Genomic DNA, 15,352 nt, shown 5'->3' with positions numbered 1-15,352 from the left:
TCAAATGTCAGAATGGAATTTATAAAGATATAAGTCTGGGGCCATGTCCTTATGAAGATGAATCCCAAAGATCTACTAATGATCGATGCCACTATCATTGGTGGATTCCTAATATTACTTACAATATCTTCATTTTCACCAGCCGAATTTCCCAATCGTTCATTGTTTGTAACTATTGCAGTTGTTATTGTAATTATGTTTTCAGTTGCTTGCTTCAATTATCTAAATGACAATGACAAAATGGGAATATTATTTTCTAAAATAGGTTTCATATCCATAATCGTATTTATGATGTTCATAGGAATACTAAATATTATTAATATAATAGATCCCGCAGTATGGTCGGAGATACCCGGTGCCGATAAAATAGCAACAAATAATGAGACTTTCAGCAACTAATCATGCAGTATATTACGAAGATGTATGCATTTGTTTATTTTGTAGGGAGAATATCATCTAATAAGAAGTTTGGACATCCTAATCAACAATATTTTCTTGGGAACGATCATTAAACAACCAATTACTGGTTTATTAAATCTGATATGAAATGGATTTATTAACTATTGATGACCGATTGACCGAAGTTATTACTATTAATTTTAGTAAGCAGGTAGCAATAGTTATCAAAGGATCGATTATATCTATTTTCCCAAGGGCGGTAATTCTAATATTCAAACGCTTGGCTTCTATTTGTTCGGCAATGCTTTGTGCATATTACATGATTTATTGGTGCCATTAACACTTAGGCAATATTTGTAGGTGTTTCATATACGAACAGTCGACATGCCCTATCAAAATTTAGTACGTAATGGTCATGTTTGATCATGATTAACTAGGTCTAAAAGAAAAAAAGGTATTATTGTCCGAATGGTGCCTGTAATTCAGCTCCTCCATACGTACCTGCTGCATTAGGGTCGACATCATCAACTGGTTCTTCAGTTATAATAAATTGTGTATAGGTATATGGATTTACCATGTTATCTGAGACTTTCAAGCTATTTCCATCAAGTGAACCTAGGCTTAACTTGTAGTTAGATCCGTCTGCGTCAACCAGCCATGCTTCAAAGACTTTATCCTGTTTAGGCGTTGCTGTCATATTTACTGAAATATCTAATGTTTTATTTTGGGTATCGATTGAGAGTGTCCCTATCTTTTCTGTACCAAATCCAGGACCAGGATCTTTAGCTTTATTAATATCCATAGTCATGGGTTCGGCATTGGCTGATTGTAAACTAAGAGTCATTGAAAATATAGTTGCAATCACAATTCCAAATAACGAAATATTTATTTTAGACATTGTAAAGATCTATTATTCAAACTATAAATAGTTGATATAAAGGAAAAAGTCGCTATGCCTACCCAAAATAGGCCAAAACCTAATTCCCCACAGATAAGACATCGTATTGTGACCAGTTGGGATGCAAAGGTTATGAGAACCATTCTCTGGGTTGCTCATCCCAACTCATGCAACAATAATTTTATTACTTCATCATACTCAAGTAATACATTTACGAAGGAACCAAATATTTCTCATGTTGAATATAGTTATCTTGAATCGGAGACATATTGACCTTCATTATTTACTCTGCTAACTAGGATATTCTTAACTTCTTCCCGGTATTTTTAACATATAAGATATAGGAAAATTGGCCCAGTGACTAGTAAATAAATGAATTTGAATAATAAATAGAAAACTTGTAATTAATTGAGATTTTCCTTTAACTTTTCTTAATCTTATTTAGTATCTAAATCTCTATCGGGATCTTTTATTTTATTTCCGACAGCTTTTGCACCTGTTTTAATTTTATCTCCTGTTTCTTCCAGTGTGTCTTCAACCTCATCAGCAGCTTGTTTAGAATTTCTCACTGCTTTATTTTTTTAATTGTCACTATAGTTTTACATAACAGTTATTGTTTAACAATGTTTAATGATCAATTAAAGTCATTTAGGTCAATAATAGACAGCATAATATAGATAATAGAAGATCTTATCTATTTCGAGAACTTTAGTTTTTAAGATCTATGAGAAATAATTAATTAAAATTTTCGTAATGATTTTTTTTGGTAAATAATCACATACCATGTTCAGGAACAATAATAAACATCGTATAGGACTAATTAATAATCATAAGAAAAAGTATATGTTAGATGTATTTTAACTATTATACACATTAATAAATGCATTAAATATTGCACCCAAATTTAAAAATTTTAATGGTTAGTACCCAGTACCCTCCCATGCATGGTGGTGTTGGACGCTATGCATATAATTTGGTAAGATCTTTACGTTCAAATAATTTAGATGTTAAAGTCGTGTCTGATTCTCATGGTTCTGGAGACTACCATGGATTATCTCCACATAATAAGAAAAATTCCGAGTTACTCCTAAATATAATACAAGAGTACAATCCAGATATAGTACATATTCAACATGAGCATGGACTATATGGCTTTTATCTAAATCCTTTGTATCCTCCTAAAACCAGAACAGGGTTGGATAAATTTTATGATAAATGTACTATCCCAATTATTACTACGTTTCATACATCAATGTATTTCAAACAGTGGATGCAATTACTAAATACAAAACAAGGCAATAGTAATGATATACTAAGACTGCATGTTTTTTACAAAATTTGGAAACAACTTATTAATTATCCATCATTGCATCGAATAAATAAACAAATAATGTCAAAAAGTGCATATGGAATAGTACTTTCTAATTATATGAAGACTTTGATACCCGGAACCAATCTTATATATCACGGCTCAGACCCCTGGCCAACTACTATTGGTATTACGCAGAAAGATGCAAGGGAAAAACTAGGATTACCTCCACAGGGGAGACTAGCATTAGCGCAAGGCTTCTTTACATCCACAAAGGGATGGGATATTATAAAAAATATGAGGATGCCAAAGAATTGGAAAATAGTTGTTAATTATTCTAAAAATTTTTACAATACAGAAAATGCCAGTTTAGACCTAAGGAATAGCAAAATTAATAATCAAATCATTAACCTAGGCAAGCAATATCTTACAGAGGAAGAACTGTCACTATTATTTTTTTCTTGCGACGCTGTATTTCTGCCTTACAAAGTCTCTTCTGGATCTGGCATCATGTTTGATGGGCTAGGTCACGGAAAGCCTTTTATCTCTTCAAACCTGGGTTTTTTCAAGGAGTTTTCAGAATTGAACTTAGGTATAATATCATATAGAAAACCTCGTTCTTTTGAAAAAGCATTTGTTGAACTGGAAAAAAACTATGAAAGGTTTGCACTAAATGTCAAAGAATTTAGACACAATATCGATTGGAATACCATAGCAAGACAACATTGTTTAGTTTATGAAAACATATTAGAAAAACAAAAGGTATCGATGGAAATCACTCAAAGAAGATTAGCAAGTTAGAATACCGATACATTTGGGAACTAATATGGGTTATATTACTTGCAAAGGACAAAAGTTTGAAATTTTTAAAGTCTATTGACACCATAAAAGGAATAAGACAATAAGACAGAACTTTTGAGTGCCTTCGATATTGGTAATTTGCTTCTAAAATAATCATTTGCGGAATCAATTTTGAATTAGAATTCCATAAAGTATTAAATTAAAGGTATAAAAATTAGCACAAAATATATAGGATGATGATTTTGATCATTTTATTAAGGATATTGTTATTCCGTAGAATTATTTTGTATCTGTCACAGGTAAACTAAATACAAAAGTAGAGCCAATTCCGTCATTATTATTAAACGCCCATATTCTCCCTCCCATAGCCTCAACTAGTTTTTGGGTAATATACAGTCCAAGACCGGTTCCAAAATCATGTCTGTGGTAAACTTTTGAAATAATTTTGGCATTATCTTTGAAGATATTCCTTTACCAGTATCAGATATGCCAACATATACCATGTCCTTTCTTTTCCTTTCTTCATTTTTAATTCTTTCTTGGATCAAGTTGTCTGGAGTGTTACTATTATGAGTACTACCAGTAGTAGAGTTTGTATGATCTAATTCTTTCATATTCATGTTAAAACCAAAACTGTCGATATCTTTGATAATTAAATTAATGTCATCATCTTTTTAGAAAACTTGATAGCATTATCTACCAAATTAATTAGGATTTGATTTAGCCTCATTTTATCCACATGAGCCCAACAATTCTCATTTAGACTGTCGTTTATAAAATTTATTTTGATGGCTTTATCTCTTATTTTTTGGCCAAATTCAAACTCAACAACATTTTTAATCTCTTTAACTAAATCTATTTTCTCTTTTTATAATAAAATATCACCACCATTATTTGACTCAAATCTTGCAACGTCCAAAAGATTATTTGTTAAAGTATTTAATCTTAATGCATTTCTGGAAATATTTTCATGATGCTCATGAAGTTTCACCATGATTCTTGCTATTTCTTCAACTGTCAAATTTTTTCTATTACTCCAGTAATTATCAAACAATTCATCATTTATTTCAGAATATCCTGTAATAGCTTGTGTAGGAGTTCGCAATTCATGTGCTGCAGTGTTGATGAATTCATCTTTAATATCGCCTTGTTGTTTTAGTTCTTCAGAAAGTACACTTTGATTATATATCACTTCAAATATAGAGGAATAGGATAACACTGTTGGTATACTGTCAGAATAGATTGAGAAGCCTATTGAAGCAGTAGCATCATCTTTCTGTAAATGCTTTAACTCAATAACTATTGCTTCTTTTCTGTCTACTAGCCGCGATTTTATTTTAATTTCGATGCTTGATGCAATGTCTTGAATTTCAATATTGTTGTCAATAGTCTGGGTTAAGAGGCGATGAGATATTGATTCTCTATTCGACTAATCCAATGGTACGAGAATACTTATATGAATTTTTTTTCCTATTTCAGCCTTTTCTTTTAAAAGTTCAAGAACTCCCCTTTTCGCCTGAAGATGAAATGCACTCGTAGTAGAATAAATTATTTGTATTTCTTTAACGGCTTTTCTAATCATTTCAAATTCTTTTTTCTCTGCTTCATTGTAGTCATTTTAAATAATGGTAATAGAAGAGGTTATTCCTTCCTCTAATTCATTTATCCTTTATTCTGCGGGTATGCTCTTTTCCCAGAAACTATCAAAAACAAATTGCTGTTGTTCTACTATTTCAGGCACATTGCTAAATATAAGCTGAGATATGGGTTGGGCTTTCTTAAGAGTTGCAACCCCCACGTATTCTTTTTCATCAGATATTTCAAAGTTTCCTTTCATTCCTTCTAAATGTCTAATTTCAGAGAAGGCTATCAGCTCTACAATATTTTAAATTGTCTGCGTTTATCTCAGTCACATATCTGAGTTTCACGCCTCTGTTTTTGAATGCAGCAATTCTTGCATTCTTAATTGCTTCTGTTTCTATAATTACTTAAGGTGCATCAGCACTTACACAAGAATAAATCTTCTAATTAGATCTGTTGAAAAACTCTATAATTTGGTTATTTGCTACTTCTGAACCATGAAATACTTTAGTGAATGTAATTTTTTCTTCAATACTTGAATTATCTAAATCTTTGATTTCAGAGTAATCAAATGCATCCCTATTTTTGCTTTTATTAATTATTAATGCATTCTCAAATCACTAGCATGATATGCAGGATTAATACATTGGCACGTACTAACTTATAACAATCGTATTATAATAATATGCTAGGAAAACTCACAATCCATTCTTTTTTCATTGAATAATCATCCTTTTACTCAATCAACTTTGAGTTTAGAAGGAAAATGTATAATCGTAGTCTTGCATATATCCGTACGACACACAAATAACTGTAAAATGAAGAATTGAATATTTATCTAGTCTGTTTGTTCAGATATTTCTTTTGTATTTGTTTCATAATCGCTGGACCAATATGTCAACAATATTCTCTCATGATTGTGATTTAATATTTTTAAATTCCAATAGAGACCATGGTCACTCGTTATTATTTGGGCTTGATATAAAACCAGTAATCTTATACGCTATATTTGCACTTTTATCATTGTAATCTATCCGAAACTTTAGAATTGAAATATGAATATTAGGTTTGTATATTAAACTGTTTTTGGATATTATCTCAATTAAAGATTATGGTGTATCTATTTAAATGATATTAAATAATGTCAATCATGAGTAACACCAATATTGACTGGAACGATGTCATTAAGAAAGAGGCCCGAGGTATCAATGACACTGATCTTGGAGAAGTACAGGAAATCCGACTAGATAATGTTATTACAAAAGCTGGTGTAGTGGACAAAGAAGTGTATTCAATTCCTAAAAACCTAGTTGAAAGATATGATGGACATAATTTATGGTTTAGGGTAACAAAGGAAGACGCTGAGAACATCTATAAAATAAAAGATTAGGATTTACATAAATTATTATTTATTTTCTTTCAATAATTAAAATTATCAAACATATAGAAATATCTTGTGATCTGTCCTAACAGAGAACCGTACTATATAATTTTATTATTGTTGAATTCGATGACACTTTAACTTACCGGTAAATATTAGAGATCTAGAATTTTAAAATTTATTTTGGAAAAACTATTGGAACCTTACTATTACTATGAACTTTATTTCAATCGATGAGGACTGACAAAATATAAAATTTCATGAATCATTTTTTTTCTGTCCAATTCAATTCAACCTTTTCATATCTTTGTTTATATTTGTACGCTTTAGATGGGTTATAATCTTATATGGTTTTACTACAAGTGTAATAAAATTAAATAAGTTCAAAATGTTCCATTTTAGTTGTTAAATACAATGAACGATCCGATTCACTACACTGAAAAATTGATTAATTAAAAGATCAATGACTTGCCGGCACATAAGATACGAAATGAAAAACTTATCAGTGTGTAGATAAGGAATTCGAATCAAGATCAATTGTTTATCCTAATAAAACATAATATACTAAAAAATCTGTGTCAAAATCATCAGAAATTAGAACAAAATTAAGCATTCAAGCTTCGCATGAGCAAATTAATCCTATTGACTTGTTAGATGATGTGATATATCTAGATAAAAAGGGGATAAAACGTTGTTGGACTAGTGATCATTATATGCCTTGGTGGGATACAGGAGCTTCAGGAGGGGCTGCATGGCCCTGGATGGGAGCTGCATTAGCAAAAACTACAAAATTGGTAATCGGAACCGGAGTAACAGCTCCTATCCTAAGATACCATCCTGCAATTGTTGCACAAGTATTTGCAACATTGGCTTATATGTTTCCAAAAAGAGTGTTTTTAGGAATAGGAAGAGGAGAAGCATTAAACGAAGTGCCTTCTGGAAATATTTGGCCAACAAATAAAGAAAAACTAAAGCGTTTAAAAGAATCCATTAAACTAATAAAAAAATTATGGTCAGAAGATTGGGTTAATTTTAGTGGAGAATTTTATTCGGTTAAAGATTCTAAATTATATACTAAACCCAATTATCCAATTCCAATATATATTGCTGGTCTAGGTATACAATCAGCTCAATTAGCCGGTGAAGAAGGAAATGGATTTGTCACTAACGAATTAGACATAAACAAGATAAAAGATTCCCTATTACCGGCGGTAAAAAAAGGATGTTTTAAATCAGGAAAAGCCTATGAGAAACTAGAAAAGATATTATTTATTCCTGCTTCATATGATGAAAATAAACAAAAGGCATTAGAATCGATTAGATTTTGGAGAGGATCTATGATTAAAGCGTTCTTTGAGGTTGATGTACATGATCCAAGAAAGATTGAAGAAAATGGTCAGGTGATTGATGATGATTCTCTGGAAAAAAAATTATTTGTTATATCTGATGAGGAAGAAGGAATCAAGAAACTACAAAAATATGTAGACATTGGATTTACTGAAATTGTATTTACTAATTCTAGTCCTGACAGAAAGAAATTTGTAGATATGTTACCAAAAATATCTAATATTATAAACTTTCAGTAAGCATTTCATCTAATTTTATTATTTTAAATGTATCCTTTAATCAAGATTCTATAATATGAACCTAGAATCAATAATACATGAAATTTACTAAAAGGATTATTTGACTTTCAATTTGCATATAATGGAAAAATAAAAATCAGCGAGCTTGTTAATTATTATAATATTTAGCCTTATCATCTTTAAGTTTACAAAAGGCATTTTTTAATAGTCTTTTACCATTACCTTATTATATTCTCGAATATATGAGGTTATTTCCCTTATCCTCTGCGTGTTCTAATATCTATTTAAAGTTTACAGTACAATAGATATCAGTGAACAGGATTAACTTTATTATGCTTTTATGTATTGGGATAGGTATAATCGCATCAACTAACATAGCGATGACATTTGCAATAGCACAAGAAAATATATCAAAGGAAATGCCCAATGCTCCGAAGGGAATGAAGAATATGTCAATGTCGGTAAATGATGTAAGAAATGCAACTATCGGAATGGACAACTCGCCATTTAGCTAAAAAAAATATTTCAAAAATTTAATAATAAAATTATTAACCTTTGAATTAGTTGGTTTAGGAAGATATTCTCAATTTGCCAGTATACTTTAATTATTACAATAAGATAATTTAATTAGTTTGCATTAGTTATTTAAAAAAATAAATATTGTTTCATTTCAAAATAGTTAATGGAAGCATGATAGGTCATATTGGATATTCCTATTGGCTATTCTATAATTCAATGTATTGCAATTACAGTAATTCGCGTCATAAGATGATTTGGAATATTTAAAAGTGTTTGATTTCTAATCTCATGAAGATTAAATTACCACATGAAGGTAATAAAAGTCAATACAAATTCACACAACTTTTCAAGGAAAAGGAAAATCTACTTCGTTGTATTTTGCCTCATTTCAGATACTATTGAATGATTATAAGTATCTGAAGTAGTATTAGTAAGACAATTTACCATTGACACATTTATACCCATATCCGGAGTACATTTATACATCGTAGTTTGACCTTCAACAGGATTCTGATATGAAAAGTCGATAACATTTAATGTTACGGATACAAAAAATAGAATCAAACTTACTTTGAGAATTGGAGAATTGGTGAATTTGATTTTTGGGTGAGATTTATACTCTTGATTTTTAACCATGGATAAAATATGTATAACAAAGTATTTTAATTACGATAGAGTAAATCACTAGAATACTCAACAGTTAGAATCGCGAGACTTAGCAAACATACGAACTTATTCTAATATTTATACTCTTCATTTGAGAGGTTAAAATTGATGATAACATATTCTTATAGTTACGGCTCAAAAGTCTACGATATTAAAAATGGAACAATGTTAGACATACTTTTGAGAAACTTACCTTTCAAGGCAATTATCCCTCTATATGATTGTAAAATAAAATTGAATTAATTCTAGCAAGTACGTATTATACGTACAAATCGAAAAACAAATCGAATTCGTAATTCTCTAATTGTCCATGATTTTTAACTCTTGTTGACATTAATAACATGGCGCCATAAAACTTTGTTAAATACTGATGATAAGAGAGATACGGTTGAGCAATTGAATGATTCGGCTAAAAGTCCAGAATCAACAAACATGTTTGATTCCTATCGGTCTTTTACACACTTTAATGATAAATTGAGTCAAGATCAAGAAGAACGAATGAATATTCATGAATTCCAAATAATACAGGGTGAGGAAAAGGTAAAAAGAGTCCTTGATCATATTACAACAAACTGCAAAAGCGGACTCTTACTTTATGGGACAAAAAATTTACTTTCTGTTATCTTGGAAATACCATCATACCGAGAATTATTCACAGTTTTAAAAAACAGCAATGTAAATATAAAATTGTTAACAGAAATAACAGTCGACAATTTGGAATACTGTAAACAATTTATGAAAGACTTTGATGCTGAAATTCGACATTTAAAAGAGATAAGAGGCAATTTTGCCGTATCTAGTGAACTATATATTGCAATTAATAAGTTGGAAGAAAAAAAACCAATTATTGAATTAATACGTAGTAATAGTAAAGATGTTGTCGAACAGAATCTCTACATATATAATACTCTTTGGAAAAATGCAATGCCTGGAGGGCAAAAAATGCAACAATTTGAGGATTATCTCTCACTTCCCGAACCTTATTCTATAGAAAATACCGCCAATATCCTGAATTATGTTATAGATTTAGTTCATAATGTTAAGGCCGGTCTTTCAAGTTGTACTTCGCAAGGTTACTTTAAAGTATTAGAACAAAATGAAAAACTTTTTCATGCATACTCTAAACTACTTTCCAAACATAAAGAAGGAAAAGTGAAGACAGGAATTAGATGGATAACACACTTGGAAGACAAGAAAGAAGACCTTGATTTTATAAAAAAATTTCTAGATATGGGTATTAAAATAAGACATACTAACAATCTACCCCCGTTAAACTTTCTATTATCGGAAAATCAGTTTGCTAGTACCTGTAGAAAACGGTGATAACAAAAAGATGTTTGAAAAACTTCTTCATACCGCTGAGCCTCTCTATATCGAACATTTCCAGAGAATCTTTGAGGAACTGTGGAAGAATTCAATAGATGCACATGAACGAATCGATCAAATAGAGAAAGGGATTGGCTCAGAAACTACAAAATTAATTGATAATCCTTCTCAGACTAAAATGCTATTGCTAAATATCATAGAAAATGCAAAACAGGAAATATTGATGATCTTTCCGTCCATTAATGCAGTAAAGAGAAAAAACAACATAGGTGTAATAGACATAATTAAACAAAAAAGCCAGAAGGACGTTAAGGTTAAAGTCCTGTCACCACTCGATAGTGAGGTTAAAAAGGTCTTGATGTATCTGTCGGATGATTTCAATAATCGAGATTCACCTTATATTGTCAGAGAAATCGCAAAACAGAAAGACTTTAAACGAACCATATTACTAGTAGATAGGAAATATTTTCTAGCTATAGAACCTAGGGACGATTCAAAAGACGCCTTTGAACAGGCCACCGCTGTATCTACATATTCTACAAGCCAACCCACAGTATACTCTTACATCTCTATCTTTGAAAGCCTTTGGGAACAAACAGAGATGGCAAATAATTTAAGGACAGCAAATGAAAAACTAATTGAAAGTGAAGAAACAGAGCGAGAATTTATTAATGTCGCCGCACATGAACTTCGAACTCCTACACAAGCTATTACTGGATATTCTGAAATAAATGATGAAATATTTAAGATTTTGTTAAATGATGAAAATGTGACTAAACAAGTTGAATTTAAACAAATTCTTGATAATCTTCACAATCATCACTTAAGCATTTCTAGAAACGCAGAGAGGTTGGATAATTTGATAAACAATCTATTAGATGTTGCACGGATAGATTCTAGTCAGAAAAACATGATAATACTGCATAAGAAAGAATTTGATCTCATTAGTGAAATAAAAGATATTGTTAAGAACCAATTGAATCAAAAATTAAAAGTCAAAAACATCAAAATAAGTTTTGCTAATGAAACCTTGGTTGATACTTGTTATATCTATGCTGATAAATCTAGATTAGTTCAGATATTGATTAACATTCTAGAAAACGCTATCAAGTTTTCTGCCACGGGTGGCTCTATAGATATCAAGGTTCAAGAAAATATCTCTGAAATAATTAAGAAAGGAGAAAACACGAGAACTAACAATTCTTCTGAGAATTTAATATCTACCTCTGTAAAAAAAGAAGATAAGAGAGAAGTATATATTTCCGTATCTGATTCTGGTAAAGGCATTTCTTCCATCATGTTACCTAGACTATTTCAAAAGTTTTTTACAGATTCTAACTATGGAACCGGTTTAGGACTGTACATTAGTAAAAAACTAGTTGAGGCCATGGGAGGTAGAATATGGGCGTTTAATAATGATGACGGAATTGGCTCTACTTTTGTGTTCAGTTTACCTAAATGAAAATATAAACACTATATTGACCCAATATCTTCTATATTATTCTCTTATAATACTAATATATAGCCTGCAGAAAATATGAAATTATTCATACAAATTAATTTTTTTCATAATGTAAAGTAGGACTACGATTTATATCGTTCCTAGATCGAATATCATCCAATAAAAATTTCGAGAAATTGCATGATAAGTTTATACTTTATATAAAATATAAGATAATATTAACCACGACGATTTAACTTTAAGCCCTATTTGATAGAGCGAATCTATCTTTTATACAAGTTAATAAAAAGAAAAATTCTGAGCACAAATGTAATTAAGGTAATTAGGACATAACAAGTAGTCTATACTTTTGCCTTTCACTCAAAGATAGAGATTCTTATTCTTTCATAAACATAGACTAGAGGTTAATTATACAAAAATGATAAAAACTGGCGGTGTTAACTTAGGCGTTTGGCACCTCCTTGTTGTGTATTTTTACAAATAGATTCAACCAGTTTTTGACATGATCTAGTTTACACTTCTCTTTACTACATGGAAAGTAATCGTCAAATCCTTCAGTTCGATCCTTGATGTACTGCATAGTTCTTTCAATCAGACTTTTCTCAAACGAAGAATTGATATGGTGTTTTAGTTTTAGGAATCTACAAGCCATTGGGTACCAGGTTCCACCGTCTGTTGATACGACATGTTTTCCGTGAATCTTGATCAGACCTGAAATAAATCTCTCTGCGATAAGCATGTTCCTCTCCTTGGATTTATTAGCTAAGAAAGAGTGCGAGAATTTGCCTATTTTCTGGTTCGATTGCTGCCCATAACCAGGAGTATTCTGAGCCGACTTTTATTAATGTCTCATCAATGAGGTATTCTGATATTTTTGTTCTTCTTGTTGAAACCTTTCGAGGTTTATACCCTTGAATCCAATTCCAAATTGCAACGTGACTTCTATTGATAATATGTAAAAAGGACAATGCCTTGGCAGTATTTCTAAGCGATAAGCCTAGAAATTACAAATACAGACCATAGTAAATATGCTCTGAAGATGTTTTATTTCTTTTACTTAACATAACAGAAATAGAGCGTCTTTAAGCTAAAGATTTATCGTTAAGTTAACAGGGCCTAAAAACTGAAGAAAAAAGTTTTAAAGAGAATCTCAATTTAGGAAATCACGAATCATATATTATAGAGCAAGGAGATATTTACTTCTTTTATAGACCAAAAAAAAACTCGTCAAATGTAAAAGACATCGATGATGTTCGACGGGTCTTTATGGTAACTGCCCCCGACTCACCAAACAATAGAGGTACGTCCAAGAATTCAAAAAAGTTTTACAGGTTATTTGTAATAGGCAAAAAATCCCTTCCAGAAATTAGAAAGAGTGAGGCAAGAGCCTAGTAAAGGTACTGGGCTCGAGTAGGAGGTATATTTAAGGATGTAAATGAGATTACAAACGAACTATATTCAGATGAATTTAGAGAGGGTGATGCTGCAAGACCAGTTGGAGCTGGTAAATATGTAATTGTATGACATCAAAAACATACAGAGATGGCCTATGTTTTGGAAATTCCAGATCAGCCAGGAAATGCTCAAGAAGAACTTGGAATAGAAAAAGAGGCAAGCTATATAATACCTGTCATAAATCCCAAGAGCCCTTTACTAGAAGGCTTTCCCAGTGCAGAAGAAAATCCAAAATATCTGATAAAGTCTTAAAAGATTTAGGTGAAAGTGAGAACTTGTTAGTATGTTAAACGATACACAACTAATAGATTTTCCCAATGCACAGGTTATCCTCATTGGTGCTAGAGAAGGAAAAGACGTTATTAAACAGGATCTCGGAATTGATATCGATCTCGATAATGACATTAAAAGAAAGAAAGATTTGGATGTGTTGAACAAACTCAAAACCTCATTTAAGAACGTTCCTACAAAACCTCTTATAGAGGGCAAAATGGAATGATTAAATACATTTTTTTCCAGTATCGATATTAGTCGGAATAAATCAAGGATATTTGTAACATTTACAAATGCCTCTCATAAAATACTAATTTTATATAATCTAGTATAATATCAATTTTAAGGCATAAATAGAAATTTAATAAGCATATGAAAGTACGAATCTACATGAAGAGTGAACCGACGGACAGTCAGGAAATAAAAAAGAGGGAAATGTTATGTAAGCTAACAGAAACTAACCCGGTCTGAATGCGGTGCAGCTGTATCTGACTTAGGAAAGATATTAAATGTAATGGATTATCCACTACAAAGAATAAAATGAAAGAATTTGTAAAACAAGACCAGTCAACCACAATTATTTCTAATTTGAGATTTGCACGTATCTAATGATAATATAAATCAGATAGACGAGTGTCCTAATGAATGATAATAAAAAGGTTTTTCAGGCGATACCTGCTCCTTCTTTCTTTAAAGGGGTTTCTTCTTCATTATCTTCCATCAAAAGTTTAGAAGACTTTTCGTTCTTACGCGTAGGAACTTGCAATGTATTATCAGGACGAATCTGGTCCCTGGTTGTAGTAGAATCAACAGGCTCATTTTCTACATCAGTTTCCTTATTTAATGTCGCAACTTCTTTTTCCACTTCCTTTTCTATTTCCATTTCTGTTTCTTCTTTTGTGGGTTGAATAAGTGCATCCTTAACTGTATCATCTACGGCCTCATCTACTGCCTCATCTATTGCTCCATCAATTTTCTTTGAAACATTAATAGTAGGTACTCCCTCAAATTCAGGGTCAGAATTTGTGGCAATTTCTATCGGTTTTGGCTCGAAAAGTTTTTTATATTTGTCGACTGCTTCGACCTCAGATATTTTAAATCTAAGAACTTTTCCATCATAACTTTCCACAACACTTTGTGGAATACTAAATAGTTCCCTATTTACTATACCCCTTTGAGTTAAAACCTGACCATTAGAAACTTCTTGAACTTCCCCAAAGTCAGCATCATTTAACCCTCTTGCTTCTTTTTTTATTACATCCATCCAATCAATACTTAAGCTCATGATCTTATTTATTAAACATATTATAAATAAGACAACAAATATCATGGTGCTATATTATTGGAGTAAAGCATCATAGTAACCGCTTTTCTTTATATTTATCCAAGCTAATTGAATTATAGGATCACATTTTTAGGTTCCATCATCCTTCTTTATAGATCGGGGGTCTCGAAAATGAGCCCTTGTGCGGCGATATCAAATTTGACGAGATAAACATATGTATATGACAAATTCGTTGTTCAGTAACAAACATGAGGAATATTTAACCAATACACTTTAAGATTTTAGTTTCATGGCGAATTTATTAAATGGCTATACAGTTGGCATAGTCCTCGTATGTGGAACTTAAATTCTTTGACGTAGATGAGTTGTGGTACAAGATGATAGAAACAGATAATTATCATCAGCCGATTG

At 31.2% G+C, this 15,352-nt stretch carries 21 protein-coding genes; 10 read left to right on the top strand and 11 right to left on the bottom strand.

Annotated elements, in window-relative coordinates; translation table 11 throughout:
• The first annotated feature begins 51 nt into the window (after positions 1 to 51).
• On the top strand, positions 52 to 399 hold the full coding sequence (locus AAGU22_RS05270; protein WP_458721174.1) for a hypothetical protein: 348 nt from the start codon (positions 52 to 54) through the stop codon (positions 397 to 399).
• Between the two features lie 457 nt (positions 400 to 856).
• Here the strand turns inward: AAGU22_RS05270 and AAGU22_RS05265 are convergent, their stop codons facing one another.
• A complete protein-coding gene (locus AAGU22_RS05265; protein ID WP_458719339.1) occupies positions 857 to 1,297 on the bottom strand; it encodes a hypothetical protein in 441 nt (146 codons plus the stop codon).
• Positions 1,298 to 1,734: 437 nt separating this feature from the next.
• Positions 1,735 to 1,866: a hypothetical protein gene (locus AAGU22_RS05260; protein WP_458721173.1), complete on the bottom strand. Its 132-nt coding sequence runs from the start codon at positions 1,864 to 1,866 to the stop codon at positions 1,735 to 1,737.
• A 347-nt stretch (positions 1,867 to 2,213) separates the two neighbouring features.
• Here AAGU22_RS05260 and AAGU22_RS05255 point away from each other — a divergent pair, with 347 nt between their 5' ends.
• Positions 2,214 to 3,407 (top strand): glycosyltransferase, encoded by a 1,194-nt coding sequence (locus AAGU22_RS05255; protein ID WP_458721172.1) that lies wholly within the window; start codon positions 2,214 to 2,216, stop codon positions 3,405 to 3,407.
• A gap of 279 nt (positions 3,408 to 3,686) precedes the next feature.
• Here the strand turns inward: AAGU22_RS05255 and AAGU22_RS05250 are convergent, their stop codons facing one another.
• The 5 genes from AAGU22_RS05250 to AAGU22_RS05230 form a co-directional block, all read right to left on the bottom strand.
• Positions 3,687 to 3,797: a hypothetical protein gene (locus tag AAGU22_RS05250; RefSeq protein WP_458721748.1), complete on the bottom strand. Its 111-nt coding sequence runs from the start codon at positions 3,795 to 3,797 to the stop codon at positions 3,687 to 3,689.
• Positions 3,782 to 4,027: a hypothetical protein gene (locus tag AAGU22_RS05245; protein ID WP_458721171.1), complete on the bottom strand. Its 246-nt coding sequence runs from the start codon at positions 4,025 to 4,027 to the stop codon at positions 3,782 to 3,784. Before AAGU22_RS05245 ends, AAGU22_RS05250 begins: the two co-directional genes overlap by 16 nt.
• A 248-nt stretch (positions 4,028 to 4,275) precedes the next feature.
• Positions 4,276 to 4,626, bottom strand: a complete 351-nt coding sequence (locus AAGU22_RS05240) for a histidine kinase dimerization/phospho-acceptor domain-containing protein (protein WP_458721170.1) — start codon at positions 4,624 to 4,626, stop codon at positions 4,276 to 4,278.
• Positions 4,627 to 4,836: 210 nt separating this feature from the next.
• Positions 4,837 to 4,989 (bottom strand): hypothetical protein, encoded by a 153-nt coding sequence (locus AAGU22_RS05235; protein WP_458721169.1) that lies wholly within the window; start codon positions 4,987 to 4,989, stop codon positions 4,837 to 4,839.
• A gap of 87 nt (positions 4,990 to 5,076) precedes the next feature.
• Positions 5,077 to 5,244 carry a hypothetical protein gene (locus tag AAGU22_RS05230; RefSeq protein ID WP_458721168.1) on the bottom strand — a complete coding sequence of 56 codons (168 nt, stop codon included), beginning with the start codon at positions 5,242 to 5,244 and terminating at the stop codon, positions 5,077 to 5,079.
• Positions 5,245 to 6,138: 894 nt separating this feature from the next.
• Between AAGU22_RS05230 and AAGU22_RS05225 the strand changes: the two genes are divergently transcribed.
• From AAGU22_RS05225 to AAGU22_RS05215, 3 genes are all read left to right on the top strand, one after another.
• Complete coding sequence (locus AAGU22_RS05225) at positions 6,139 to 6,378, top strand: hypothetical protein (protein ID WP_458721167.1); 240 nt, start codon at positions 6,139 to 6,141, stop codon at positions 6,376 to 6,378.
• Positions 6,379 to 6,944: 566 nt separating this feature from the next.
• Complete coding sequence (locus AAGU22_RS05220) at positions 6,945 to 7,955, top strand: LLM class flavin-dependent oxidoreductase (RefSeq protein WP_458721166.1); 1,011 nt, start codon at positions 6,945 to 6,947, stop codon at positions 7,953 to 7,955.
• 311 nt (positions 7,956 to 8,266) lie between these two features.
• Positions 8,267 to 8,470 carry a hypothetical protein gene (locus AAGU22_RS05215; protein ID WP_458721165.1) on the top strand — a complete coding sequence of 68 codons (204 nt, stop codon included), beginning with the start codon at positions 8,267 to 8,269 and terminating at the stop codon, positions 8,468 to 8,470.
• 367 nt (positions 8,471 to 8,837) lie between these two features.
• Here the strand turns inward: AAGU22_RS05215 and AAGU22_RS05210 are convergent, their stop codons facing one another.
• The gene (locus tag AAGU22_RS05210) at positions 8,838 to 9,110 is read right to left on the bottom strand and encodes a hypothetical protein (protein ID WP_458721164.1); all 273 of its coding nucleotides are present in this window, start codon (positions 9,108 to 9,110) and stop codon (positions 8,838 to 8,840) included.
• A 387-nt stretch (positions 9,111 to 9,497) separates the two neighbouring features.
• On the opposite strand from AAGU22_RS05210, the gene AAGU22_RS05205 reads away from it, so the two are divergent.
• Complete coding sequence (locus AAGU22_RS05205; protein ID WP_458721163.1) at positions 9,498 to 10,463, top strand: hypothetical protein; 966 nt, start codon at positions 9,498 to 9,500, stop codon at positions 10,461 to 10,463.
• Positions 10,438 to 11,928: an ATP-binding protein gene (locus tag AAGU22_RS05200; protein WP_458721162.1), complete on the top strand. Its 1,491-nt coding sequence runs from the start codon at positions 10,438 to 10,440 to the stop codon at positions 11,926 to 11,928. Before AAGU22_RS05205 ends, AAGU22_RS05200 begins: the two co-directional genes overlap by 26 nt.
• A 442-nt stretch (positions 11,929 to 12,370) precedes the next feature.
• Here the strand turns inward: AAGU22_RS05200 and AAGU22_RS05195 are convergent, their stop codons facing one another.
• Together AAGU22_RS05195 and AAGU22_RS05190 are read right to left on the bottom strand one after the other, a co-directional pair.
• Positions 12,371 to 12,667, bottom strand: a complete 297-nt coding sequence (locus AAGU22_RS05195) for a hypothetical protein (RefSeq protein WP_458718895.1) — start codon at positions 12,665 to 12,667, stop codon at positions 12,371 to 12,373.
• Between the two features lie 19 nt (positions 12,668 to 12,686).
• Entirely contained in the window at positions 12,687 to 12,896 is a 210-nt protein-coding gene (locus AAGU22_RS05190; RefSeq protein ID WP_458721161.1) for a hypothetical protein, read from the bottom strand.
• 298 nt (positions 12,897 to 13,194) lie between these two features.
• On the opposite strand from AAGU22_RS05190, the gene AAGU22_RS05185 reads away from it, so the two are divergent.
• The 3 genes from AAGU22_RS05185 (at position 13,195) to AAGU22_RS05175 (ending at position 13,882) form a co-directional block, all read left to right on the top strand.
• Positions 13,195 to 13,320 carry a hypothetical protein gene (locus tag AAGU22_RS05185; RefSeq protein ID WP_458721160.1) on the top strand — a complete coding sequence of 42 codons (126 nt, stop codon included), beginning with the start codon at positions 13,195 to 13,197 and terminating at the stop codon, positions 13,318 to 13,320.
• Between the two features lie 162 nt (positions 13,321 to 13,482).
• Positions 13,483 to 13,635 (top strand): hypothetical protein, encoded by a 153-nt coding sequence (locus tag AAGU22_RS05180; RefSeq protein ID WP_458721159.1) that lies wholly within the window; start codon positions 13,483 to 13,485, stop codon positions 13,633 to 13,635.
• 31 nt (positions 13,636 to 13,666) lie between these two features.
• Positions 13,667 to 13,882: a hypothetical protein gene (locus tag AAGU22_RS05175; protein ID WP_458721158.1), complete on the top strand. Its 216-nt coding sequence runs from the start codon at positions 13,667 to 13,669 to the stop codon at positions 13,880 to 13,882.
• Positions 13,883 to 14,320: 438 nt separating this feature from the next.
• Here AAGU22_RS05175 and AAGU22_RS05170 read toward each other — a convergent pair whose 3' ends face one another.
• Positions 14,321 to 14,941 carry a hypothetical protein gene (locus AAGU22_RS05170; RefSeq protein WP_458721157.1) on the bottom strand — a complete coding sequence of 207 codons (621 nt, stop codon included), beginning with the start codon at positions 14,939 to 14,941 and terminating at the stop codon, positions 14,321 to 14,323.
• Between the last annotated feature and the right edge of the window lie 411 nt (positions 14,942 to 15,352).

It is taken from the genome of Candidatus Nitrosocosmicus sp. R, from assembly GCF_054408505.1.
This window is presented reverse-complemented; position numbering and strand designations above follow the sequence as displayed.

Bases quoted from the DNA above. Each gene is read 5' to 3' on its own strand.
- AAGU22_RS05195 (WP_458718895.1), bottom strand. From the start codon at position 12,667: ATGCTTATCGCAGAGAGATTTATTTCAGGTCTGATCAAGATTCACGGA.
- AAGU22_RS05255 (WP_458721172.1), top strand. From the start codon at position 2,214: ATGGTTAGTACCCAGTACCCTCCCATGCATGGTGGTGTTGGACGCTAT.
- AAGU22_RS05230 (WP_458721168.1), bottom strand. From the start codon at position 5,244: ATGAAAGGAAACTTTGAAATATCTGATGAAAAAGAATACGTGGGGGTT.
- AAGU22_RS05265 (WP_458719339.1), bottom strand. From the start codon at position 1,297: ATGTCTAAAATAAATATTTCGTTATTTGGAATTGTGATTGCAACTATA.
- AAGU22_RS05225 (WP_458721167.1), top strand. From the start codon at position 6,139: ATGAGTAACACCAATATTGACTGGAACGATGTCATTAAGAAAGAGGCC.
- AAGU22_RS05170 (WP_458721157.1), bottom strand. From the start codon at position 14,941: ATGAGCTTAAGTATTGATTGGATGGATGTAATAAAAAAAGAAGCAAGA.
- AAGU22_RS05270 (WP_458721174.1), top strand. From the start codon at position 52: ATGAAGATGAATCCCAAAGATCTACTAATGATCGATGCCACTATCATT.
- AAGU22_RS05235 (WP_458721169.1), bottom strand. From the start codon at position 4,989: ATGATTAGAAAAGCCGTTAAAGAAATACAAATAATTTATTCTACTACG.
- AAGU22_RS05245 (WP_458721171.1), bottom strand. From the start codon at position 4,027: ATGAATATGAAAGAATTAGATCATACAAACTCTACTACTGGTAGTACT.
- AAGU22_RS05185 (WP_458721160.1), top strand. From the start codon at position 13,195: ATGGTAACTGCCCCCGACTCACCAAACAATAGAGGTACGTCCAAGAAT.
- AAGU22_RS05175 (WP_458721158.1), top strand. From the start codon at position 13,667: ATGTTAAACGATACACAACTAATAGATTTTCCCAATGCACAGGTTATC.
- AAGU22_RS05210 (WP_458721164.1), bottom strand. From the start codon at position 9,110: ATGGTTAAAAATCAAGAGTATAAATCTCACCCAAAAATCAAATTCACC.